The following is a 21,992-nucleotide window of genomic DNA, read 5'->3' as shown; positions in this document are numbered from 1 at the left end:
CGGTCGCTCCGGGGTCGGATGGTCTGTCGGTGGGTCGGCGAGGCGGCGTAGCGTCGGGGCATGTTTGCTGCTTACGCCGCTCGTATCGACAAGGAAGAGCCGCTCAGCGGGCTGGAGCTGGGGCAGAGGCCAGAGCCCAAGGTGCCTCCGGGATGGATGACCGTGGCGGTGAAGGCGGCGTCGCTCAACCACCACGACCTCTGGTCACTGCGGGGCGTGGGGATCGGCGAGGAGGCGCTGCCGATGATCCTCGGCTGCGACGCGGCGGGGGTCGACGACGACGGCAACGAGGTCGTCCTGCACTCGGTCATCGGGCAGTCCGGCCACGGGGTCGGCCCGCGCGAGCCCCGGTCCATCCTCACGGAGCGCTACCAGGGCACGTTCGCCGAGCGGGTCGCCGTGCCGCAGTGGAACGTACTGCCGAAGCCGGCGGAACTCTCCTTCGAGGAGGCGGCCTGTCTGCCGACGGCCTGGCTGACGGCTTACCGGATGCTGTTCACCAACGCCGGGGTCAGTCCGGGGGACTCGGTCCTGGTGCAGGGCGCGGGCGGTGGCGTGGCCACCGCCGCCATCGTGCTGGGCGCGGCCGCCGGGCTGCGGGTCTTCGCCACCAGCCGGGAGGAGGCCAAACGCAAGCGGGCCCTGGAACTCGGCGCCGAGGCGGCGGTGGAGGCGGGTACCAGGCTGCCGCACAAGATGGACGCGGTGCTGGAGACGGTGGGCGCCGCCACCTGGTCGCACTCGGTCAAGTCGCTGCGGCCCGGGGGCACTCTGGTCATCTCCGGTGCCACCAGCGGCCCGAATCCGCCCGCGACCGAGCTGAACCGGATCTTCTTCCTGGAACTGCGGGTGGTGGGCTCCACGATGGGCACCAAGGAGGAGCTGGCGGGGCTGCTGAACTTCTGCGCCGCCAAGGGGATCCGGCCCGTCATCGACTCCGTCCTCCCGCTCGACCGGGCCCGGGAGGGCTTCGCGAAGATGGCGGAGGGCGACCTGTTCGGCAAGGTCGTGCTGACGGTCTGAGCCGCGGCCGCGCACGGACGGCCGCCGTGATCCGGCCTTCACGCGTGCCCGGCCCGGCGTCGCCGGGCCGGGCACGCGGTCACGCCGGAAGGGGCGGCGCCGCTCCGGTCGTCCGGGCGGTCCCGGCGCTGGCGCGGATCTTGGACTGGCCGTGCCCCAGGAGTTCCCAGTCGTCCATGAAGCGGGCGCGCAGGCCGTGCCGCGCGGCCAGTTCGGTCAGTGTCTCGGTTCGGTAGTAGAAGTCCTCGCGCAGCACGTGGTGCTCGGCACCGACCGTGCGGTCGAAGGTGAAGTCGAAGAAGCCGCCCGGAGCCAGCACCCGGCCCACGTGCGCGAAGCACTCCTCGATCACGTCGAGCGGCGAGTGCGAGAAGACGCTGTGCGCGTGGACGACGTCGAAGTGCGCGGCCGGCAGGAAATCCAACGTCAGATCCTGGGTCAGGGTCAGATGGGGAAGCTTGGCCTGGAGATTGCGCTCAGTGAGCGTGCGCTTCGCGGCGATCAACACGTCGGGGGAGATGTCGATGCCGTAGTAATGGCCCGCCTCCAGGTGCTCGATGAAGCGCCAGCCCGCACGCAGATTGCCGCAGCCGATGTCCAGCATCCGCGCCGACGGCGCCAGGCCGTGCCGCCGCAGATAGCTGAACTGCAACTCGCCCAGCTTCAGCCACCCCTCCCGGGTCGGGCTGCCGACCGCCGCGTCCGGATCGCGCCGGGTGTCGGAGGCCATCACCGCACGGTAGTAGCTGACGTGGTCGCGGTGCTTGAACGCCAGCCACCGGTCGCGGCCCGCGCGCCGGAGATGGCCGGGGACGCGCTGCGGGTGCGCCAGCGCGTACCGGGCCTTGTGGGCGAGGGCGGTCCGGTCGGCGACGAGATTCTTCCTGCTGGCCATACGGGCTCCGGCGGCGAGGCGGTGGCACGGGCGGGGACGGCGGCGGGGCGGCGCCTCCGGTGCGCGGGCACCGCACCTGACACCGCGAGCGCTCTGCCTCGAGTGTCGGCGGCTGCGGCCGCCGCCGCACGGCCGGGCTCCGCCGTCCGGGGCCCGGATCACCCGCAGGAGTGACCCACGGCCGGTGGGGAAGGCCGCGGGCACGGCGGGCGGCTGCCGGGAGGCGGCCGCACCGGAACGCCGGAGCGCGAACCGCTCGCCGCGTCGCCTCCGCCGGAACCGGTGTACGGCGCGGGGTGAACGGGCCGCTCAGCCCACCGGCTCGGCGATCCGCGCCACCCGGCCCGGTGCGCCGGACAGCAGGTCGGCGTGGCCGAGCGCGAAGTCCCCGTTGGGCAGCAGCCCGGAGAAGTGCTCGCCGCGTACCGCGGCGGGCAGGAACTCCCGCAGCCGATGGCGCATTCCGCGGCCGTAGTCCACCGGTGCGCCCCAGTCCGGTGGTGTCTCGTCACTGCCGTAGAGCACCCAGTGGTCGACCGGCACCTTGCCCACCATGCCGGGAGGCCGACCGGTGTGGGCGTCCAGCGCGGGCGCCGTCAGCACATCGGGCGCGAGCGGCGGGTACCACATCAGCAGGGGCTTGGCCTGGGCCGCCTCGGTGTTGTCGAAGCAGCACACGGCCATCGCGTACCCGGGATAGCGCTCGGCGTAGAACCGCAGCAGCGCCGGGTCGAGGGACGGCCGCCTGGGTGCGGGAACGCGGTGCAGCGCGGCGGGCAGCGCCGTGGGGTCGGAGGCGAGCAGCACCGTGTAGATGTCGTGCTCGAAGACCTGCACCTCCGGCGTCGGCGTGCCGTGTCCCATCCAGGCCATGCCGCCCGCAGCCACCGATCGGGGCCGTACGGCCTCCACCATCCGCTCCAGCACGTCGGAACTGCGCCCCACATCGAGGAAGTTGTCCTGTGTCATCGTCCGTGCGGGCAGATGCAGCAACATGGCGTTGGGGCCGTCGGCGCGGTTGACGGCGGTGTTCTGGTAGCCGAGGACGTGCACCAGCCCGTGCTCGGGGTGGTGCAGCCGTCCCATGTACAGCGTGGTGCCGGAGAAGTCGGCCGGGCCCAGGGAGACGCACATGGTCCCAGGCTCCCAGGCGGCCTGGAGAGCGCCGGCCGGACCCCTCGGGAACGCCCGATTCAGCAGGATGTGGGCTCGCGGGGCGCGGAGTCAGCCCGCGTGCGCGAGACAGCGCCGGGACACCCGGACGGAGGTGCCCAGTACGGCGTGCGAGGCGGCGGACAGCGCCCCCGCGAGCAGCAGCAGCGGCCACCGCGCGGTGGCGGCGGCGGTGCACGCCAGGGTCAGGGTGGCCGCCGCCATGGCGGCACTCGCGCCGGTCCCCGTCCAGGCGACCAGCCGGGGCAGCGCCTCGGGGACGCCGAACCGGCGCGCCGATGGGCCGCCGGTCCCGGCCAGGGCGGCCACGGCCAGCAGCGCGCTGACGGCGGCGAGGAGCGCCAGCGGAGCGGCCGCCGTGCCGAGGGTCGTGCGCGCCAGCGCCCAGCACGCCAGCAGCAGCGGGGCGCAGAGCGCGGCCGCACGCGCGGTGTGCCGGGTCTGGGCGAGCGCCAGTTCCCGCCGGCATGCGGGCGCGACTTCGGCCACCGGCCCGGAGTCGCGCACGGCCCGGTGTGCGGCGTCGGCGCGCGGTACGCCCTCCCGGACGTAGGTGTCCGCCGCGTCCAGCAGCCCGTGGTGGATCTCCTCGACCATGCGGGACGCGGCACGGGCCGGCCCCGGCAGTGCCGCGCGCAGCTCCGCGGTGTAGGCGAGCAGCGGGTCGGGGCGCCGCTGTGGCGCGCTCATGTCGCGGGCCGGTGCCGGGCGGGCCCGAGGGCCGCCGGGCCGCTGGTGGGGGCGTTCCCGGTCGACCCGGACGGGTCGAGCACCGCGCCGATCGCCGCGGTGAACTGCCGCCACCCGGTGCGCTCGTCCGCGAGTGTCCGCCGCCCGGCTCCGGTGAGGGCGTAGCAGCGCCTGCGCCTCTCGCCGACGGACTGCCAGTCGCTCGCCAGCAGACCCAGCCGCTCCAGCCGGTTGAGCGCGGGATAGACCGTGCCCGTCCGCAGCTCCAGCACCCCGCCGCTGCGCTCCTGGACCGCGGTGATGATCGCGTATCCGTGCAGCGGCCCGTCCTCGAGCGCGGCCAGCAGCAGCCCGTCGAGGTGTCCGCGTACCGCTTCCGTCTTCATGAGTCGAGTGTAGGCAGTGAATATATTGCTGTGCTACCTATTGGCTGCCAACGTATCGACGTCGGTGCCCCCAGCGGACGCGTCGGCGGCCCTGCCGCCTCGCCCTGTCGAATCGGAGCCCTGGTGACCAAGCTGCTGCTCTCCCTGCACGTCCTGGCCGCGATCCTGGCGGTGGGGCCGATCTCCGTCGCCGCCTCGATGTTCCCGCGCAGAGCCCGGGAGTTGCTCGCTTCGGGTGCTTCGGGTGCTTCGGGTGCTTCCGGTGCCTCTCGTGGCCCGGGTGGCGAGGCGTCGCCCGGCGGCGCGGCGGGTGCGGCGCTGCTGCACCGCGTCTGCCGGGCCTACGCCGTCTTCGGTGTGGCCGTACCGGTCTTCGGTGTGGCCACCGGCGCTCAGCTCGGGGTCCTCACCGACGCCTGGCTGCTCGCCTCCGTCGTCCTGACGACCCTCGCCGCGGTCCTCCTCGGCGCCGTCGTCCTGCCTCGCCAGGCGCGACTGCTGGGCGCGGCCGGTGTCGGCCTCGACGAGGGCGAGAGCGTGCCGCGGATACCCGACCCGCGTGCCGCAACGGCCCGACTGGCCATGGTGACCGGCGTCTTCAACCTGCTGTGGGCGACGGTGGTGATCCTGATGATCCTCCGCCCGGGCTCGACCACCAGCGCCTGACACCCGGTCCGCGGCGCGGGACACCCCGGGCAAGGGTCCCGCGCCGCGACCGGAAGGGCGTGCTGCCGCCCGGGTCAGCGCTCCCGCTCGTAGGTGGTCATGCTGATGCCCGACGCGAAGTCGCGGGTGGCCACGGGCAGGAACGGGGTCGGCGCGAAGTCGCCGTCGAAGAGCGGGACTCCGGCGCAGGCCAGCCGGGGGCTGCGCTTGATCATCAGCTCGTCGATCTCCTCCAGCAGCGGACCTGCCAGCTTCCCGCCGCCCGCGAGCCAGATGTCCTGGCCCTGCCGCTGTTTGAGCTCCTGTACCACCTCGACCGGGTCCCGGTCCCGCACGATCTCCACCGCCGGGTCCGTCTCGGTCGGGAGCGTGCGGGAGAAGACGATCTGGCGCAGATGCGCGTACGGACTGGTGACGCCCTGGCTGAGGGCCGGTTCGTAGGTGCCGCGGCCCATCAGCACCGTGTCGAAACGCCGGTTCGGGGCCTCCGACAGGCCCATCGCCGCCCGTGCGGGGGTGGGGAGCGTCTCGGGCAGATTCTCCACGGTGGCCGCGACGAAGTCGTCGGGCACCGGGAAGAAGTCGTACTCGCCCTGCGGGCCCGCGATGAATCCGTCGATCGTGACGGCGACGTAGTAGACGAGTTTGCGCATGAGGTTGCTCCTTCGTGGCCGGTGGCTGTTCTGCCGGGGGCGGGATGAGGTGGTGCCGCGGCCCCGTCGCCGAGGAGTGTGTCCGCGGGTGAGCCGGGCGTGAGGGGATGGTGCCGTCGGGATCCCGGGTGGGGTCGAGCCGTCGGCGCGACCGGGTCTCGGGCCGGTGGGCACCTTTGCGCCTCACGCGGAGTACTCTGGTTGAAGTGGTTTGAACATAGTACTTCAAGTGAAGTGGTGCAAGGGGGTTCGGAAAGAACCGCCAACCGTCAGGAGACCAGGGAGTCGTCATGCGGCAGAACACCGAGCGGCGCACCGCGCTGCTCGACGCGGCCATCGAGGTGCTGGCGCGGGAGGGCTCCCGCGGGCTGACACTGCGCGCCGTCGACAAGGAAGCCGGAGTGCCCACCGGCACCGCCTCCAACTACTTCGCCCACCGCGGCGACCTGCTCACCCAGGCCATGCGCCGCACCCGTGAGCGGCTCACGCCGGACGAAGCGGCACTGGCGGCGCGCATGAGCGCCCCGCGCACGCTCGGGCTCGAAGTGGAGCTGATGCGCGACCTGCTGGCCCGCATGCGCGCCGACCGCAGCAGCTATCTGGCCATGCTGGAACTGCGACTGGAGGCCACCCGCCGCCCCGAGCTGTACGAGGAGCTGTCCGGCTTCCTGCGCGCCGAGTTCCAGGGCCTGCTCGGCTACCACCGAGACGCCGGGATGCCCGGCGACGACCTGGGTGTCGCCCTTCTCTACCTCGCCATGGCGGGCCTGCTGCTCGACGACATGACGGCCCCGGACATCCTGCGCGACCCTTTCGGCGCCGACCGCCTGATCCAGGCGATGGTGTCCCGCGTCTTCGGCGACAGTGCGGCGCCGGACGAGGGAGGCGAGGAGGTGCGCGGCAGCTGACCGGTGGTCCCGGCAGAGCACATGCGAGGGAGCGGGCGGGTGGGAGGTGTGTTCCTCCCGCCTGCCCGCTCCGTGGCGCGTTGCCGGGGTGTGGCGGTGGCGTGTTGTTTGTGTCCGTCAGTAGGCGGAGTCGACGTTGTCCATGGTGCCGTAGCGGTCGGCGGCGTAGTTGCAGGCGGCGACGATGTTGGCGACGGGGTCGGTGAGGTCGTCGGGGGTGCCCTTGACGTGGTACTGGTCGAAGGTGGGCTGGATGACCTGGAGGAGTCCCTTGGAGGGGGTGCCCTTCTTGGCGTTGACGTCCCAGTCGTTGACGGCGTGGGGGTCGCCGGCGGATTCGCGGATGATGTTGCGCTTGATGCCGTCGTAGCTGCCGGGGATGTCGTGCTTGGCCATGATGGCGCGGGCCTCGCGGATCCAGCCGTCGAGGTTGTCGGCGTACTCGCCCTTGCCGCCATCCTTGCCGTTCTCGGTGCTCTTGGTGTTCTTGGCGGCGTGGTCGGCCTGGGCGGTCAGGTGCTGGGCGGTGGCGGCGGCCTGGTGGGTGGCAGGGCCGGCGGTCTGGGTCTGGGGCTGGGCGGCGTGGGCGGTGCCGGTCAGGGCGGTGGCGGCGATTCCGGCCGCGCCCAGGGCGGTCAGGCCGCTGACGGCCAGGCGGCGGGTGGGGCGGACGGTACTCAGGGCGGTGAGAGTGGTGCGCATGAGGGGCGGGGGACCTTTCGCGGGGGGACGTGGCGCCGCGTTCCGGCGTGGGGGTGCCGGTGGTCTGGTTGCGGCGTGGGGCCCACCGTGCGGGAGGCACCCCCCACCCGGGCAAACAGGTGACCTACGACCCGTATTCGTCCCTCCGTGCCGGTCCGGGGCCGTGACCCCCTCACCCACTCCGATACCGGCATTTCGGACATACGAGGGTGGGTCGTAGGTGACGTGGACCCTATGGGCGGCCTCACAACCCCCACCCCACCAGACCCCCTCCCCGCCACACCCGGCAACCACCCCCACACCCGCTGCAACCGGTTCCGGGTCCGCGCCGGGGACGTGCATGCGCTTCTCGTGCTGGGTGCATTCCTACGAGCACGCCACCGAGAAGCCGGACCCGGCGTTCTGCCGGACGGTCTGTCGGGAACTCGGCGCGAATCCGGACGAGACGCTGATGGTCGCTGATCACCGGCCGCTGACGGCGGTGCCGCGGGCGCGGCTAGCTGGCGCGGCTGGTGGTGCGGGCCGCCCGCGTGTGCCGGCCGTCCGCCCGCCCGGTCAGCCGGGCCAGGGAAGCGCCGCGTAGAGGCGGTAGTCCGCGCCGTCCCTGCCGTATTCGAGGGTGCCGCCGGCGAGCAGTGTGCGCTCCGCCAGTCCGATGAGGCCCTGCCCCGCGCCGGGGAGCCGCGGACCGGCGGGGCCGCGGGCGGCCCCGTCGTGCCGCACCGGGTTGCGGACCTCGACGGTGAGGCCCTCACCCGAGGCGCCGCGTACGGTCACGGAGACGGGCGCGGTGGGATGCGCGCCGTGCTTCCGGGCATTCGTCAGGCCCTCCTGGACGATGCGGTACGCCGTGCGGCCCGCGACCGCGGGTGCCGAGTCCGGGCCCCCCGTCACCGCGACATCGAGTGCGACCGTGGCGCCTGTCCGCCGGGCCTCGTCCGCCAGGTCTCCGATGTCGGCGAGCACCGGCTGGGGGCGGTTGCCGTCCTCCGGGGCACGCAGTACGCCGATGACGTCCCGCAGGTCCTCCAGCGCCCGGTGGGCACTGTCGCGGATCACAGCGGCGGCCTGCCCGATCTCCTGCGGGCCGGCGCCGGGGTTGAACTCCAGGGCGCCCGCGTGGACGCTCAACAGGGAGAGGCGGTGGCCCAGCACGTCGTGCATCTCGCGGGCGATGTCCTCCCGCGCCTCGCGTCGCGCCTCGGCCGCGGCCCGTGCGGCCCGCTCGCGCAGCGAGGCGAGGAGTTGCCGCCGCGACCGTACGTACAGCCCCCAGCCGATGCTCCCGGCGACCAGTGCGAAGTAGGTGGCGGCCGACGCGGTTCTGGGGTCGTCCGGCGCCGGTCCGATCGCCAGGAGGAACGGCACCGGCACGAAGGTCATGCATGCCAGGTACCCGGTCACGCGGGGCGGTCTGTTGGCCGCGACGGTGAACAGCGCCACCAGGATCGGTCCGGTGACGAAGTGCGAGAAGGGTTCCAGGAGCAGCAGTCCGACGGCGAGCGCCACCGGTTGCCGACGCCGCAGGAACAGCGCCGCGCAGGCCAGTGCGCCGGTCAGTTGGTCCAGGAACAGTGCGGTCTCTGAGGTGCCGGGGTCGATCACCACCGAGTCCGCGGTGAGTACCAGGAAGCACCCGGCGAACAGGAACGCGCCGGTGTCGACGGCCCGGTCCCGTACCCCGCGGAGGGCGCGGGAGGCGGTGCCGCCCTCCTCGTGGTGCCGCAGGGGTCGGCGTGTCCGTCGCGCGGCGCGGCGCGCCGGTTCGCTGCCGCGGTGGAGCAGCCGTCCCGCGGCGGGTGGCCGTTCGTCGCGTTCGATGCCGAGCAATCCCATGCGGCGAATCTACGGCGGACCGGAGGCTGTCGGGGCCGGTGCGCCGGGGGTTGCCGACTTCGGTATGACACCGGCGTGGGATCTCGCAGACTTTCGTCGCCTCCGCCGGGGCCGAAGCCCGATCCGGCGGCAGGCTCGAGCGGGCCAGTCTGCCGCCATGAAGAATTTTCTCGGGTTCGTGTCCTTCGTCCTCCTCACCCAGGGCGCGGGAGGCATCCTGCACGAGGTGACCGGCGGCCGGTTCAATCTGTGGACGGTGGTCCAGCGGATCGGTTTCCTCGACGGCTACGAGATCTACGCCTGCGTCCTGCTGCTCGTCCTCGCGGTCGCGGTCGGTGCGGCCTCGGACTCGGTGGGGCCGCGCGATTGAGCGTGGTCGACGTGGTCGACGTGGTCGACGGGGGTGGCGCGGGCGGCCGCGTCGGCGGTGCTCCCACCCGGCGGGGCGGGAGGGGCGAGGCCGCGGCATATTCTGAGGCGGCGGCAGGCCGCACTGCCACTCCCCGTACGGACCGACCAGGAGCAGAACCGTGTACTTCACCGACCGTGGCATCGAAGAGCTGGCGCAGCGGCGCGGCGAGGAGGAGGTCAGCTTCGGGTGGCTGGCCGAGCAGTTGCGCACCTTCGTCGATCTGAACCCCGACTTCGAGGTGCCGGTGGAGCGGCTCGCGACCTGGCTGGCGCGACTGGACGACGAGGACGAGGACTGACGACGAGCGACGAGGGCCGAGCGAGCCGACAGAGGCTGACCAGGCCCTTCCGGCCGGACGACGAGTCGACCGGCCCGGACCGGGCAGGCCGTCGCCGTCGGGAGAGGTGGAAGGGGAGGAAGGGCCGGAACGGGCCGGGTCCGGGCGTGCGTGAGGGCCGTTCGGCCCGGGAGGCCTTGCACGGCTCGCGATACGCGACATATCGTGTCTACAGCAATACGCGATATGTCGTCGCGCTGCGGTGCCGTACGGCCGGTCCGTACGGCTTTCCGTTGCGCCCGCAGTGCCCGAGCCTGGGAGGCCGCGCAGTGACCGCACCCGACGAGCGCTCGTGGGAGATCACGACGCCGCAGCGGTTCGAGTTCGACGATCCGGTGACGGAACTCCAAGTCCGCCTGGTGGGCGGGACCGTCAATGTCGTCGGTACCCAGGAGCCGACCACCCGCGTCGAGATCGACAAGATCAAGGGGCCGCCGCTGCGGGTCCGGCGGGAGGGCGGCAGACTCGTCCTCGCCTACGACGATCTGCCCTGGCGGGGCTTCCTCAAGTGGCTGGACCGGAAGGGCTGGCGACGCGAGGCCGAGGTCTCCGTCCAGGTGCCGGCGCACGTCGAACTGTCGGTCGGCGTCGTCACGGCCGTGGCCGTCGTCTCCGGGGTGCACGGCCGCACCCGGGTGGCCGGGGTCTCGGGCGACACGACCCTGGTCGGGCTGTCCGGTCCCGTGGCGGCCGACACCGTCTCCGGCAGCGTGGAGACCCAGCGCCTCTCCGGCTCGCTGCGCTTCTCCACCGTTTCCGGGGATCTGACGTGCATCGACGCCTCGGCCGATCAGATCAGGGCGGACTCGGTCAGCGGCGCGATGATCCTCGACCTTGCCTCGCCCCGCGGGGACCGGCCCGCCGACATCCGGCTCTCCAGCGTCTCGGGTGAGCTCGCGCTCCGGCTCCCCGACGACGCGGACCTCACGGTGGACGCGCACACCACGGGCGGCGCGGTCTCCAGCGCCTTCGACCACCTGCGCACCGGCGGCTGGGGCGACCACCGCATCACCGGCACCCTGGGGAGCGGCCGCGGAGCCCTGCACGCCGTGAACGTCTCCGGCGGCCTCGCCCTCCTCCGCCGGCCGTCCGGCGCTGACCTCTCCGAGGACGGCGCCGGCCCGGCCGATCTCGACCCCGATTCCGACGCCGGGTCCCGGGCCGAGGTTCCGCGGCCCGCACCGGGGCCCGGCTCCGGCCGCGACGCGCCCACCCGGGAGGCGGGGCCGGCCCGCGACCCGCACCCGTCCGGGCAGCCGGGCACCCCCTCTCCGGCGAAGGACCTGTGACATGCCTCCCGTCTTCGCTCACGGCCGCCTGCGCCTGTATCTGCTGATGCTGCTCGACGAGGCACCCCGGCACGGCTACGAGGTCATCCGTCTCCTGGAGGAGCGGTTCGAAGGGTTGTACGCGCCCTCCGCCGGGACCGTCTACCCCCGGCTGGCCAAGCTGGAGGCCGAGGGGCTGGTCAGCCACACCACCGAGGGCGGCCGGAAGGTCTACTCGATCACGGAGGCCGGCCGGGCCGAGCTGGCCGACCGGCAGGCCGAACTCGCCGAGCTGGAGGTGGAGATCCGCGACTCCGTGGCCGCGCTCGCCGCCGACATCCGCGAGGACGTCAGTGGCACCGCCGGCGACCTGCGGCGCGAGATGCGGCAGCAGGCGCGGGACGCCAGAGGCCGGGCCAAGGGCGGAGGCGGCCGCTCCGCAGCCGCCTCCGGGACCGGGGCGGCTCCCGGCGCGGAGAGCGCCTGGGGCGGCGCCCGGGAGGGCGTGCGCACCGACAAGGAGGGGTGGCGGCAGGCCAAGGAGGATATGCGCCGCGCCAAGGACGAGTGGAAGGAGCAGGCCCGCCGGGCCAAGGAGGAGGCCCAGCAGGCCAAGCACCAGGCCCGCAAGGAGCGCGAGGCGCACAGCGCGGCGCTCGCCGAGGTGCGGCGTATCGCCCACCAGGTGCAGGAGCAGGTGCAGACGCGGATGCGGGGCGGCGACTGGTCGGGCGCCGTCCGCGACGGCATGTCCGAACTCGCCCGTGAGATGGGCGATCTGGGGCGGTTCGCCGGTCAGTCGCCGCCCCGCCCCGCGGAGGAGCCCACCGGTCCTGCCGGAGCGGAGTACGAGGACGGGGGCGGTGTGCCGCTTCCCGACTCCACCGGTGACCCGGCGCGCGATCTGGAGCGCCTTCTGGACCGCTTCCGTGACGACGTGCGGGACGCGGCGCGCGATCACGGCGTCGGTGAGGGAGAGCTGCGGGAGGTGCGCCGGCATCTGTCCACCGCGGCGGCCCACATCGGGGTCGTGCTGCGCGGTTCGGGCGGGGGCGCCGACACCTCGGGCGGGGGCGGATCGACGGAGGGCGCCGCGGGCGGGAACTGAACGCCGCCCGCGGCGGGCAGCCGTGTGCTCCGCCGTTCCGCTAGGGGCCTGCCCGGCGCCGCGGGCGGGCGTGAACCGTGCACGGACGGGCGCCGGTCGGCTCGGGCGGCGTCTCAGGGCCACCGCCGTCACCCGGTGCGGGCGGCCTGACCGGGGCGATCGGTGCGGGGGCGCTCCCAGAGGCGGACCACGTGCGCGCGCAGAGTGTCCTCGGCCTCCTCGGCGGTCAGGTGCCCGATGAGTACATGACTGGTCAGGCCGTCCGCGAGGGCGAGCAGGGCGCGGGCCTCGCGCTGCGGATCGAGTGGCGCGGCGCTGCTGCTCTCCGGGCTTCCGGGGCCATCCGGGCTGTCGGGGCCGCCCTCGGCGGCCTCGGTGATCAGGCGGGCGAGGAGCCCCTGGAGGGCCTCGTAGCTGATCCGGATTCTGGCGGCGAGCGGCTCGCTGACCGCGGCCTGGGCGACGAAGGCGAGCCACACCCGGGCCTCGGCGCGGTGCGCGCCGTCGAGCAGGGCGATCTCGGTGGCCGCGTGTTCCAGGGCGGTGCCGGGCGAGGGCTCCGGGCTGTCGGACAGCCGGGCCCGCATGCGCGCGGTGACGCGCTCGCCGACGTGGTCGACGGCGAACACCAGCATCTCCTCCTTGGTGCGGAAGCAGCGCTGCACGGCGCCCAGTGAGACCTCCGCGTGGGCGGCCACGTCGCGCATCGTCACCCCCTCGGGGCCGTGTGTGTCGGCGAGTACGCAGACGGCCTCGGCGATCCGCCGGCGTCGGTCCTCGTAGTCCACCTGCTTGGGCATGCGGGGCGCCTCCTTAATTCGATACGAGTGTATCGGATCTGGGTTAGGGTGCTGCGGCCAGCACTTCGACTCAGGATTCGACACAGGAACGGGAGGGCAGCAATCGTGCGGGACGCCCTTTGGAGGATGCCGGCCGCGGCCCAGGCGGCGGCGGTCCGGAACGGCGACGTATCGGCCGCCGAATTGGTCGGCAGCCATCTGGATCGCATCGCCGACGTGAACCCGCGGATCAACGCGGTGACTCAGCTCATGGCCGAGCGCGCGCGGGAAGCCGCGGCGCGCACGGACGCGCGCCGGGCCGCCGGCGCGGAACTGGGGCCGCTCGCCGGAGTGCCCTTCACGGTGAAGGAGACCACGGGCGTCGAGGGCGTACCGACCACGATGGGAGTCCCCCGCTTCCGCGATCTGGTCGCGGAGGCCGACGCGCCCCCGGTGGCCCGGCTGCGCGCCGCCGGGGCCGTGCCCATCGGCCACAGCAACATCCCCACCCTGATCCTGGCCGGGATGCACACCCGCAGCGAACTGTTCGGCGACACCGTCAACCCGTGGGATCCGAGCCGGACTCCGGGCGGCAGCAGCGGTGGCGACGGAGCGGCCGTCGCCACCGGCATGGCCGCGCTCGGCCTCGGCAACGACTCCGGCGGGTCGGTGCGGATCCCGGCCTCGTTCTGCGGGGTGACGGGACTCAAGCCCACCGTCGGCAGGTTCCCCGCCGACCACCGGCTCTTCGGCTCGGACGACCCGGGACCGGCCTCGCAGATACTCGTCACCGACGGGCCCCTGGCGCGCACGACCGCCGATCTGCGGCTGGCGTACGAGGCGCTGGCCGGCTCCGATCCGCGGGACCCGCGGGCCGTTCCGGTGCCCGTCAACGGTGAGCCGCTGCCCGGGCCGGTGCGGGTCGCGGTCGTCGCCGACCCCGGCGGCCACGGCGTCCACCCCGCGGTCAGCGGCGCCGTCACGGCCGCGGCCGACGCGCTGCGCGACGCCGGCTACGACGTGCGGGAGGTGGCGGACGTTCCGCGGCTGGACGAGGCGCTGGAGGCGTACCAGCGGATCGTCCTGACCGAGTTCGCCCCCAACTGGCCGGTGCTGCGCACCCTCCTCGGTGAGGGTGGGGGCCGCTACATCGAGATGGACATGGAGAAGACCCCGCCCGCGACCGCCGCGGAGTTCATGCACCTGATGGGGGTATGGCTGAACGTCCGCCGCTCGTGGGCGGAGTTCCTCGACACCTACCCGCTGCTGCTGGGGCCGGTGTTCACCGAGCCGCCCGTCGAACCCGGCCTGGAGTCACGCGACCGGGCCGGACGGGAGCGGGTCGGCTCGGGAATGCGCCTGTGCACGGCGACCAGCTTCGCGGGCGTGCCCGCGGTCGCCGTGCCCACCGGAGTGGCCGACGGACTGCCGCTCGGTGTGCAGCTCGTCGGGCGCGCGTTCCGCGAGGACCTGTGCCTGGACGCCGCTCAGGCGGTGGAGGACCGTCTCGGCGTGCTCACCCCCCTCGACCCCCGCCCGGACGCCGCGCGGCCGGCCGCGAGCTAGGAGCGCCGCGCCGCAGGGCGACTGGCGTGCGGGGCCCGGCGTTCCGTCCGGTCCCCGGCCGGCTCCCGGTCCGGTCCCGGCCGGTGCGGTCGGGACCGGAGGGCCGGGAGGGTTCAAAGGTGGTCCGTACAGGGCAGGTTGAGGTCGAGCAGGGCCTCGACGGGAGCGTCGGCGGCGGAGGCGAGGGGGGCGCACATGGAGCAGGAGATCCGGGAGATCACATTGCCGGGCGGGGAGACGGTACTGGCCCGGGTGCACGTCCTGGACGACGACGAAGTGCCGTTGGAGGCCGAGGAGTTCCAGTACGACGACGTCGGCATGCAGGACATGCTCGTCGCACGGGCCCAGCAGCTCAACGAGGTGATCGGCGGAGTGGGCTCCGCGGTGCTCGCCGCCGCCCGGCACGCGCGCCCCGACGAGGTCAGCGCGACGTTCGGCGTCGAACTCGCCGTCAAGTCCGGCAAGGCCCTGGCCGCGGTCCTCGCCGAGGGTGAGGCCAAGGGCGCCGTCTCCGTCACTCTCACCTGGCGCAAGCCCGAGCTGGCGGGCCCCGGGCCGGACTCCGGCGCCGGGAGCACCGGCGCGCGCGACGGCTGACGCGCTCCGGCGCCGCAGTGCCCAGCGCACTCCCCGGTCGCCGCCCGGGCCGGGCCGCGGTGAACAGGTGACTGCGGACCGACGGGCCGCGGACCGACGGCGAAGCGGCGGACGGCGAACCGGCACACGCCGGACCCGCGGGCCGCGGCCCGGCGGACCTCAGGCCGGGGAGCGGACCACCGTCCCACCCGGCAACAGGGGGGGCGGGCGGGCTGTGAACCCGGGACTCCCGCCTGTCAGTTGCGGCCACTAGCCTGCTGGTGGGTCGAGGGGGACGCGGCGTAGAGGGGGGAGCGTTGTGACAGGAGCGCGAGCCGCGCGACGCGGCGGTTCACGATTCGGCGTGCTGCCGTGCGCGCCCTGTGCCGTATGAACGCCCCCGTGAACCTCGCCGACTCCGTTCGCGCCTCGGTCGTGCGCATCGGGGCACCCCCCGAGGGGTACGACGGAAGCAGCGGGACAAGCGGCGACAGCCGCCGCAGCGACAGGAGCCGGCGAGCGTTCTGGGGGAGCGGCTTCTTCGTCGCTCCCGGATGGGTCCTCACGTGCGCACACGTCCTCGGCAAGGGGGCCGCGCCCGTCTGGAGGGGGGAGCGCGCCATCGGCATCACGATCGGGGACGCCGCGGACAGCGCGGACGCCCCCGCCACGGACGGCACCGGCGGGGGCGGCGGCACCGTCCTCCTCGGAGAGCTGGCCTTCGGACTGCCGCGCCCCGAGGACCCCCAGGCACCACCCTCCCCCTGGCCCTTCCCCGACCTCGCGCTGGTGCGGGTGCCGGGCGCCGAGGACGCCGACTGCCTGTGGCTGAGCGACCGTTCCGTGCTGACCCCCGCGGAGATCGGACTGTACGGCTGGGCGCCGGGCGAGGTCCGGGGCGAGCAGATGTTCTTCACCGGGCTCGGGAAGGCCACCGGGGTCGTCGGCCGGCCGCTGATGCTCAGCGGCGACCAGCTGACCGAGGGCTGCTCCGGCGGGCCCGTGCTCGACCAGCGGCGCGGCACGGTGCTCGGTGTCAGCAAGGGAGCGGGGCGGCGGCCGGGCACGGGCCTGGCGACACCCGTCACGGCCCTGCGCAAACTGTGCGACGCGGGACCGCGCGGCGCCCGGGTGCTGCACGAAGTGCTCTCCGCACACGACAGGCACCACCTGAGCCGCTACACCGGATTCGGCCACAGCTGGCACCGGCAGCACGCCCGGCTGGGCCCCACCGGCGGCGAGCCCGCCTACGGATTCACGGTCGACCGGCGCGCGGAGCTGTACGCGCTGTTCGCCGAGATCGAGCCGCCCGCCGGGGCCGGGCAGGTGCTGCAACTGGCCAACGAGGCGCGGAACATGGTCCTGCGCCGGCCCTACACGCTCCGCGACCACGATCCGCGCTCCTGGCGGGAGGGTGCGGGCCTGCTCTACGACCCGCGGGACCACAGCACGGCCGAGGAGGAACCGTCCCCGGACCTCGCGCTGGAAGCGGTGGTGCTGTACGCCGCGAAGGTGACGGCCGCGCTCCACCGATCAGGTCCCGGGCGTACGCCGCGCGCGGTCCGCGCGCTGGCCGAACTGCGCGAGTGGGTGGAGCGCACGGCCCGGACCCTGCTCAACGACGTCATCCGAGCCCAGGTCCCCGGCGTGCTGGACGGCCACCGCGCGGCCTCCGCGCCACGCGCCGACGTACTGGTGGAGATAGATCCGGACATCTACGGCTCCGGTCGGCACGCTTGGCGGGTGGCGCTGGTGCGCCCGGCCGACAAGGACGAACTCCCCGGTGAGGCCGCCGCCGGAGCCTTCGGGTGCCTGCCCGACGTGGACCAGACCGCGGAAGAGGACGGCGAGCGCGAGGAGATCACCGTCGAGCAGAGCCGGGAGGACGCGCCGCGCTCCGGGCTGGAGGAGGCGGTGCGCGGCGCGCTGTCCCAGGCGCTCGACCAGTGCGATGTGGACGACCATCTCGCGGCGGTGGAGTTCATGCTGCCCCGCCCGCTGTTCGACGAACCGGTGGACGCCTGGCGGGCCCGCCCCTACGACCCCGACGACCCGTTCAACCCGCACACCATGCCGCTGGGGCAGCGCAGACTCGTGGTCGTGCGCGACCGGACGCGCAAGGACCAGGGCTTCACCCCCGAGTGCCGCACCCGCGCCGCCGCCGTCCTCGCCGGCCCTTTGGAGGCCGTGCCGCTGCGCCGGGAAGTCCCCGGCCAGGGGCACGACACGCCCGGTTCCGAGGGCGGGCAGGCCACCTACGGAAGGCTGCGCGCCGCGACGTCCGGTGCGGTGCCGGTCTACTGCGCACGGGTCGGCAGCGGCCCGGGCGCGCGGGCCATGGCGGCGGCGCTCGGCGCCGGGCACGCCATGGCACTGTGGCGGCACGGCTGCGGCGACGGCCAGGACCACGACGACTGCGCCGAGTTCCACCGGCGCGCCGCCGAACTGCTGGCCGAGGCGCACTCCGCGCGGCAGGTCCCGCTGCACATCAGGACCCTGCGCAACCGCAACGCCGAGCCGGCCGATGACCCGGAAGAGTCAACAGGCGTCAACAGCATGCCAATTGATCCCTCGTCGGCCTGGGCACGGCATATCGTCCTGCTCTACGATCCGCCCCACAGGACCTCGGGGGACGGACCGCTGCGCGAACCACCGCTCATGCCCAGGCCGCCGACAGCGTTGAGGAGCACACCGTGAGCGATTGGCGCATCTACCGCGGTGCGGGGGTGCCGCACGAGGCTGTGCGCGAGCTGCCCGACCCGCCGCCCTGGCGCGACTTCACCGGCGCCGGCACCGGACCGGACTCCCCGGACGGCGGGACCGGCCCGGAGGGCGCCGACACCGCCAGGCGACTGGGCGCCCGGCGCCGCCTGGTCGAGAGCCTCCACCCGCGCCCGGAGGAGGTCGAGGCCGTCAACGCGGCCCTGTACCTGCGCCGTCCGCTGCTGGTCACCGGCAATCCCGGCACCGGGAAATCCACCCTCGCGCACGCGGTCGCGCACGAGCTGGGCCTGGGCAGAGTGCTGCGCTGGCCCATCGTCAGCCGCACCACCCTGCAGGACGGGCTCTACCACTACGACGCCATCGGCCGGCTGCAGGACGTCCAACTGGACCGCGCGGTGGCCGGAGACGGCACCCCGTCCGCCCGCCCGCCGATCGGCTCCTACCTGCGGCTGGGCCCGCTCGGTACCGCGCTGCTGCCCGCACGCCCCGCCGAGCCGGGCGGGGTACCGCTGCCCAGGGTGCTGCTCGTCGACGAGCTGGACAAGAGCGACATCGACCTGCCCAGCGACCTGCTGAACGTCTTGGAGGACGGCGAGTTCACCCTTCCCGAACTGGAACGCATCGCCGACCGCGAGCCGGTCACCGAGGTGCTGACAGCGGACGGCGACCGGGCCCGGATCGAGGGCGGCCGGGTGCGCTGCACCGCCTTCCCGTTCATCGTGCTCACCTCCAACGGAGAGCGGGACTTCCCGGCAGCCCTGCTGCGCCGCTGCATCCAGCTCGACCTCAAACCGCCCGGCGACGAGCAGCTCGCCGCGATGGTCCTCGCGCATCTGGGAGAGGAGGCGCTGGAGGACGGCGCCGAACTGGTCCAGCGATTCCTGCGGCGTCAGCCGGGCCAGGTCATCGCCACCGACCAGCTCCTCAACGCCCTGTTCCTCACCCAGCACGCCTCGGGCGTCGAGCGGGTCTCCCGCGACCGGCTCGCCGAGATGCTGCTGCGGCCGCTCGACCGCCCGAGGTGACCGTGACATGAGTGCGGCGTCGACCCCGCCGCGGCGCCCTCCGGGCAGTGGCCGGGAGTCCACCGCGGAACCGGGTCCCGCGCAGCGGTACCGGCAGGACGTCACGGAACTGGTCGCCCGGCTGCGCGCCGCGGGCCGGGAGTCGGGTTCCGAAGAGCTCGCCGAGGCGCTGTGGCTCGCCCGCTTCGCGGCGGGCGGCGCTGCACGGGAACCCGACGCGGACTCCACCGGCCCCCGCTACCAAGGGAGCCGGACGCCGCAGCCGGAGCCTCCCATGCCCCCAGTCGAGGACCACGACGCCGACGAACCCGCCGACCCCCACCCGGTCCAGGAGCGCACGGCGCCGGTCTCGCTGTTCGCACCGCGCCGGCACGGCGGGGGCACGCCCGCGGGCTTCCCGGTGCGGGCGCCCGCGGCGGGGGCGCTGTCCGGACTGCTGGAGCTGCAGCACGCACTGCGCCCCCTGCACGGCTACCGGCCGCCGTTGCCCCCGGCCACCGGCGCGCTGGACGAGGCGGCCACCGCCGACCTGAGCGCCCGCTCCACCACCGTGCTGCCGGTCTTCGGCACCGAGGTACGCCGCTACAGCGAGATCCAGCTCCTCATGGACGCCTCGCCCACCGCGTCGGTGTGGCAGCCCACCCTGGAGCGGCTGCGACAGACCTTCGAACAGCTCGGCGCCTTCCGCGACGTCCAGGTCCGCTACCTGCACCGCGCCCCGGACGGGGCCCCGCTGATCGGCACCGGCCCCGCGGCCGGGACCGCACGGCTGCGCCCCGCTGACGAGTACCGTGACACCACCGGGCGCCGGCTCACCCTCGTGGTCAGCGACTGCGTCGGCGCGCTGTGGCAGGACGGCCGCGCCCAGCGGCTGCTGCACCACTGGTCCGGGCGCGCCCCGCTGGCCGTGGTGCAACCGCTGCCGCCCCGGCTGTGGCCGCGTACCGCGCTGCCGGCCGAGCCCGGTCTGCTGCTGCGCGAGCGCAGCGCCGGCGGGCGCGTCACCTTCGAACCGGACAGCTTCGACGCGCCCGAGCAGGACGACGCCGTGCCGGTGCCGGTGCTGCTCCCCACGCCCGAGGCGCTGGGCAACTGGGCGCGGCTGCTGGGCACCGACAGCGAGCGGGCGGTCGCCGGCGCCGCGGCCTGGGTGCTGCCCCGGCATCCGGCGATGCCCGCGCCACGTACCTCCCCGGGCGCCGTTCCGGCCCGCACTCTGCTGCGCGAGTTCCGCAACAGCGCCTCACCCGGAGCCCTCGACCTGGCCGTGCACCTGGCGGTGGTGCCGCTGCTGCTGCCGGTCATCCACCTGGTGCAGGAGGCGATGCTGCCCGACACGGGGCCGATGGAACTGGCCGAAGTGCTGCTGTCCGGACTGCTGACCCGGCTGCCGGAAGAAGACGGCCCGCAGGGCCGCGAGGAGGCGGCAGACGACCGCGGAGAACCGTCCGGGCCGCGCTACGCGTTCGCGCCGGGAGTCCGCGAACTGCTGCTGCAGTCGCTCGACCAGGGCGCCGCCGTCCTCATCCTCAAGCACCTGTCCGGCTACGTGGCGCAGCGCTTCGGCAAGGGCACCCGCAACTTCGCCGCCGTGGCCGTCGCCCAGCTCTCCGGCCGCGCCGGCCGGGCGCATCCGGTCCGGTCACCCGGAGGTCCCGCGGAGGAGGTCACGGAGCCGGACGAGGCCGAGGACGGGGACGAGATGTTCGCCACGATCCCCGCCGAAGTGGTCCGCTTCTACCTGCCCGAGCAGACCGCGGTCGACCAGGTGGCCGAGGCCGAACGGCTGCTGCGCCGCTGGCGCGACCAGGGCGACATCCAACTCCTCCACCGGGCCCGCTCGGTGGGCGAGGCCGCCCGCGCCGCCGACCACGACAGCCCGCGCGCCCGGCTGGCCCTGGGCAGGGTGCTGCACGCCCTCGCCGGCACGGCCTCCGTACGCCGCAGCCCGCAGGGACCCGAGCCGTTACTCCGGGAGGCCGCCGAACTGCTGACCGGCGACGACCCCGGCACGCTGCTGGAGCGCGCCGGTGTGGAGTACTCGCTGTGGCAGGCGCGCGGCCGACAGGCGGCGCCCGACGCGGCGGGCACCCGGCACCTGCTGCGCGCCGAGGGGCTCTTGCGCTCACTGGCGGGCCGCACCACGGCGCCCGGCCGGGACACGACGGACCCGTCGCTCCCGGCGGACGCCGAGCGCACCCGTAAACTCCGGCTGGGCCGGGTGCTGCTCGCACTGGCCCGGACCGCGCCCGAACACCGTCACCGGGCGGCCGCCGAGGCCGCCGGCGAACTCCGCGAAGCGAGCGACATGCTGGCAGACCGCGCCCCCGGTTCCTCCGAGCCCTCCGGTGCCCCCACGACCTCCGAACCCCGGCCGGCGGCGGTGCCCGGACAGCACCCCGAGGAGCACCGGACGCAGCACTGCGGTGCCCTCCTGGACCTGGCGGCCGCCCTGCGGCTGAGCGGCGCACCGCCGCAGGAGCGCCTCGAGGTGCTGACCCGCGCCGGACGACTGGCGGGGGAGCACCCCGGACTGCGGTTGCGCTGTGTCCACGAGCGCGCCCGGGTGCTGCGCGAGACCGGGGACCTGGAAGCGGCGGCCGAGGCGTACGCGGAGGCCGAGCAGTTGTCGGACCGCGACAGCGCGCAGCGCGGCGACCTGCTCGTGGAGTGGGGGGAGATGCTGTTCACCGAGGTCGGGGCGCTCGCGCGCGCGGAGGGTCCGCTGCGCGAGGCCCTCACCCGTGCCCCGTCCGGCAGTCCCACCGTGGCCAGGGCCGGGCTGCTGCTGGGCCGCCTCCTGCTGCTCCGCTACGAACGCGAGAACTTCCTGCCCGACCTGTACGAGGGGTGTCATCTGCTGGAGCAGGCGGCCCGCCAGGGCCCGGAGGCCGAGAGCCGTGCACAGGCGTGGCTGCGGCTGGCCGCGGCGCGCGCGTACTTCCCCGCGGGCGCTCCCGAGCTCCACCAGGCGGCCGGCGAGTTCGGCAGGGCGCTGGCGGAGCTGTCCGGTACGCGTGCGGGCGGCTCCCTCATCGCGGCCAGGGCCCTGCACGGGCGGGCCGAGTTCCACCGCGCCCAGGGGCGCACCGGGGAGGCGCTGGCCGACTACCGCGCCGCGGAGGCCGAGTGGCAGCTGCTGGCCGGTCACCTCGCGGACCTCCCCTGGGCCGAGGTGCGCGCCACCCGGGACCGGATGGCCGAACTGGCGGGGTGACGGCCGGGCCGCGAGGTGCCGGCTGCCGAGGGGGCGGGCGAGGGCGGC

Annotated in this window: 20 protein-coding genes; 12 read left to right on the top strand and 8 right to left on the bottom strand. The window is 74.4% G+C overall.

Features of this window, described 5'->3' with window-relative positions; translation table 11 throughout:
- Window positions 1-60 precede the first annotated feature (60 nt).
- Window positions 61-1,023 (top strand): zinc-binding dehydrogenase, encoded by a 963-nt coding sequence (locus P2424_RS24470; protein ID WP_276477872.1) that lies wholly within the window; start codon window positions 61-63, stop codon window positions 1,021-1,023.
- 79 nt (window positions 1,024-1,102) lie between these two features.
- Here P2424_RS24470 and P2424_RS24465 read toward each other — a convergent pair whose 3' ends face one another.
- From P2424_RS24465 to P2424_RS24450, 4 genes are all read right to left on the bottom strand, one after another.
- Entirely contained in the window at window positions 1,103-1,918 is an 816-nt protein-coding gene (locus tag P2424_RS24465) for a class I SAM-dependent methyltransferase (protein ID WP_276477871.1), read from the bottom strand.
- A 309-nt stretch (window positions 1,919-2,227) separates the two neighbouring features.
- Entirely contained in the window at window positions 2,228-3,052 is an 825-nt protein-coding gene (locus P2424_RS24460; RefSeq protein WP_276477870.1) for a hypothetical protein, read from the bottom strand.
- A gap of 90 nt (window positions 3,053-3,142) precedes the next feature.
- Complete coding sequence (locus P2424_RS24455; protein WP_276477869.1) at window positions 3,143-3,781, bottom strand: permease prefix domain 1-containing protein; 639 nt, start codon at window positions 3,779-3,781, stop codon at window positions 3,143-3,145.
- On the bottom strand, window positions 3,778-4,167 hold the full coding sequence (locus P2424_RS24450) for a helix-turn-helix transcriptional regulator (RefSeq protein ID WP_276477868.1): 390 nt from the start codon (window positions 4,165-4,167) through the stop codon (window positions 3,778-3,780). The genes P2424_RS24455 and P2424_RS24450 overlap by 4 nt, the downstream gene beginning before the upstream one ends.
- A gap of 123 nt (window positions 4,168-4,290) precedes the next feature.
- Between P2424_RS24450 and P2424_RS24445 the strand changes: the two genes are divergently transcribed.
- Window positions 4,291-4,833, top strand: a complete 543-nt coding sequence (locus tag P2424_RS24445; RefSeq protein ID WP_276477867.1) for a hypothetical protein — start codon at window positions 4,291-4,293, stop codon at window positions 4,831-4,833.
- 74 nt (window positions 4,834-4,907) lie between these two features.
- On the opposite strand, the gene P2424_RS24440 is transcribed toward P2424_RS24445, so the two are convergent.
- Window positions 4,908-5,486 (bottom strand): dihydrofolate reductase family protein, encoded by a 579-nt coding sequence (locus tag P2424_RS24440; RefSeq protein WP_276477866.1) that lies wholly within the window; start codon window positions 5,484-5,486, stop codon window positions 4,908-4,910.
- Window positions 5,487-5,776: 290 nt separating this feature from the next.
- Here P2424_RS24440 and P2424_RS24435 point away from each other — a divergent pair, with 290 nt between their 5' ends.
- Window positions 5,777-6,394 carry a TetR/AcrR family transcriptional regulator gene (locus P2424_RS24435; protein WP_276477865.1) on the top strand — a complete coding sequence of 206 codons (618 nt, stop codon included), beginning with the start codon at window positions 5,777-5,779 and terminating at the stop codon, window positions 6,392-6,394.
- 117 nt (window positions 6,395-6,511) lie between these two features.
- Here P2424_RS24435 and P2424_RS24430 read toward each other — a convergent pair whose 3' ends face one another.
- The gene (locus tag P2424_RS24430; RefSeq protein WP_276476010.1) at window positions 6,512-7,096 is read right to left on the bottom strand and encodes a transglycosylase SLT domain-containing protein; all 585 of its coding nucleotides are present in this window, start codon (window positions 7,094-7,096) and stop codon (window positions 6,512-6,514) included.
- 555 nt (window positions 7,097-7,651) lie between these two features.
- Window positions 7,652-8,932: a histidine kinase gene (locus P2424_RS24425; RefSeq protein ID WP_276477864.1), complete on the bottom strand. Its 1,281-nt coding sequence runs from the start codon at window positions 8,930-8,932 to the stop codon at window positions 7,652-7,654.
- Window positions 8,933-9,089: 157 nt separating this feature from the next.
- Here P2424_RS24425 and P2424_RS24420 point away from each other — a divergent pair, with 157 nt between their 5' ends.
- The 4 genes from P2424_RS24420 (at window position 9,090) to P2424_RS24405 (ending at window position 12,057) form a co-directional block, all read left to right on the top strand.
- Window positions 9,090-9,302 carry a hypothetical protein gene (locus tag P2424_RS24420; protein WP_276477863.1) on the top strand — a complete coding sequence of 71 codons (213 nt, stop codon included), beginning with the start codon at window positions 9,090-9,092 and terminating at the stop codon, window positions 9,300-9,302.
- Window positions 9,303-9,462: 160 nt separating this feature from the next.
- Window positions 9,463-9,642: a DUF6104 family protein gene (locus tag P2424_RS24415; RefSeq protein ID WP_276477862.1), complete on the top strand. Its 180-nt coding sequence runs from the start codon at window positions 9,463-9,465 to the stop codon at window positions 9,640-9,642.
- 308 nt (window positions 9,643-9,950) lie between these two features.
- Window positions 9,951-10,970, top strand: a complete 1,020-nt coding sequence (locus tag P2424_RS24410) for a DUF4097 family beta strand repeat-containing protein (protein ID WP_276477861.1) — start codon at window positions 9,951-9,953, stop codon at window positions 10,968-10,970.
- Window position 10,971: 1 nt separating this feature from the next.
- A complete protein-coding gene (locus P2424_RS24405) occupies window positions 10,972-12,057 on the top strand; it encodes a PadR family transcriptional regulator (RefSeq protein WP_276477860.1) in 1,086 nt (361 codons plus the stop codon).
- Window positions 12,058-12,185: 128 nt separating this feature from the next.
- Here P2424_RS24405 and P2424_RS24400 read toward each other — a convergent pair whose 3' ends face one another.
- Window positions 12,186-12,857, bottom strand: coding sequence for a TetR/AcrR family transcriptional regulator (locus P2424_RS24400; protein ID WP_276477859.1), 672 nt, complete (start codon window positions 12,855-12,857; stop codon window positions 12,186-12,188).
- A gap of 102 nt (window positions 12,858-12,959) precedes the next feature.
- Between P2424_RS24400 and P2424_RS24395 the strand changes: the two genes are divergently transcribed.
- The 5 genes from P2424_RS24395 to P2424_RS24375 all read left to right on the top strand — a co-directional run bounded on the left by P2424_RS24395 (window position 12,960) and on the right by P2424_RS24375 (window position 21,944).
- The gene (locus P2424_RS24395) at window positions 12,960-14,402 is read left to right on the top strand and encodes an amidase (RefSeq protein WP_276479110.1); all 1,443 of its coding nucleotides are present in this window, start codon (window positions 12,960-12,962) and stop codon (window positions 14,400-14,402) included.
- Between the two features lie 195 nt (window positions 14,403-14,597).
- Complete coding sequence (locus tag P2424_RS24390) at window positions 14,598-14,999, top strand: CU044_2847 family protein (RefSeq protein ID WP_276477858.1); 402 nt, start codon at window positions 14,598-14,600, stop codon at window positions 14,997-14,999.
- A gap of 369 nt (window positions 15,000-15,368) precedes the next feature.
- Complete coding sequence (locus P2424_RS24385; protein ID WP_276477857.1) at window positions 15,369-17,675, top strand: trypsin-like peptidase domain-containing protein; 2,307 nt, start codon at window positions 15,369-15,371, stop codon at window positions 17,673-17,675.
- Window positions 17,672-18,727, top strand: a complete 1,056-nt coding sequence (locus P2424_RS24380) for a MoxR family ATPase (protein WP_276477856.1) — start codon at window positions 17,672-17,674, stop codon at window positions 18,725-18,727. The genes P2424_RS24385 and P2424_RS24380 overlap by 4 nt, the downstream gene beginning before the upstream one ends.
- 7 nt (window positions 18,728-18,734) lie before the next feature.
- Window positions 18,735-21,944 carry an SAV_2336 N-terminal domain-related protein gene (locus P2424_RS24375; protein WP_276477855.1) on the top strand — a complete coding sequence of 1,070 codons (3,210 nt, stop codon included), beginning with the start codon at window positions 18,735-18,737 and terminating at the stop codon, window positions 21,942-21,944.
- Window positions 21,945-21,992: the final 48 nt, after the last annotated feature.

Origin of the sequence: Streptomyces sp. WMMB303, from assembly GCF_029351045.1 — a bacterium.
GTDB lineage: Bacteria > Actinomycetota > Actinomycetes > Streptomycetales > Streptomycetaceae > Streptomyces.
Note: the sequence above shows the minus strand (reverse complement) of the source record. Positions and strands in the feature narration are given on the sequence as shown.

Excerpts from the sequence above, each read along its gene's own strand:
- P2424_RS24470 (WP_276477872.1), top strand. The coding sequence starts at position 61 with ATGTTTGCTGCTTACGCCGCTCGTATCGACAAGGAAGAGCCGCTCAGC.
- P2424_RS24465 (WP_276477871.1), bottom strand. The coding sequence starts at position 1,918 with ATGGCCAGCAGGAAGAATCTCGTCGCCGACCGGACCGCCCTCGCCCAC.
- P2424_RS24460 (WP_276477870.1), bottom strand. The coding sequence starts at position 3,052 with ATGTGCGTCTCCCTGGGCCCGGCCGACTTCTCCGGCACCACGCTGTAC.
- P2424_RS24455 (WP_276477869.1), bottom strand. The coding sequence starts at position 3,781 with ATGAGCGCGCCACAGCGGCGCCCCGACCCGCTGCTCGCCTACACCGCG.
- P2424_RS24450 (WP_276477868.1), bottom strand. The coding sequence starts at position 4,167 with ATGAAGACGGAAGCGGTACGCGGACACCTCGACGGGCTGCTGCTGGCC.
- P2424_RS24440 (WP_276477866.1), bottom strand. The coding sequence starts at position 5,486 with ATGCGCAAACTCGTCTACTACGTCGCCGTCACGATCGACGGATTCATC.
- P2424_RS24435 (WP_276477865.1), top strand. The coding sequence starts at position 5,777 with ATGCGGCAGAACACCGAGCGGCGCACCGCGCTGCTCGACGCGGCCATC.
- P2424_RS24430 (WP_276476010.1), bottom strand. The coding sequence starts at position 7,096 with ATGCGCACCACTCTCACCGCCCTGAGTACCGTCCGCCCCACCCGCCGC.
- P2424_RS24425 (WP_276477864.1), bottom strand. The coding sequence starts at position 8,932 with ATGGGATTGCTCGGCATCGAACGCGACGAACGGCCACCCGCCGCGGGA.
- P2424_RS24420 (WP_276477863.1), top strand. The coding sequence starts at position 9,090 with ATGAAGAATTTTCTCGGGTTCGTGTCCTTCGTCCTCCTCACCCAGGGC.
- P2424_RS24405 (WP_276477860.1), top strand. The coding sequence starts at position 10,972 with ATGCCTCCCGTCTTCGCTCACGGCCGCCTGCGCCTGTATCTGCTGATG.
- P2424_RS24400 (WP_276477859.1), bottom strand. The coding sequence starts at position 12,857 with ATGCCCAAGCAGGTGGACTACGAGGACCGACGCCGGCGGATCGCCGAG.
- P2424_RS24390 (WP_276477858.1), top strand. The coding sequence starts at position 14,598 with ATGGAGCAGGAGATCCGGGAGATCACATTGCCGGGCGGGGAGACGGTA.
- P2424_RS24385 (WP_276477857.1), top strand. The coding sequence starts at position 15,369 with ATGAACGCCCCCGTGAACCTCGCCGACTCCGTTCGCGCCTCGGTCGTG.
- P2424_RS24375 (WP_276477855.1), top strand. The coding sequence starts at position 18,735 with ATGAGTGCGGCGTCGACCCCGCCGCGGCGCCCTCCGGGCAGTGGCCGG.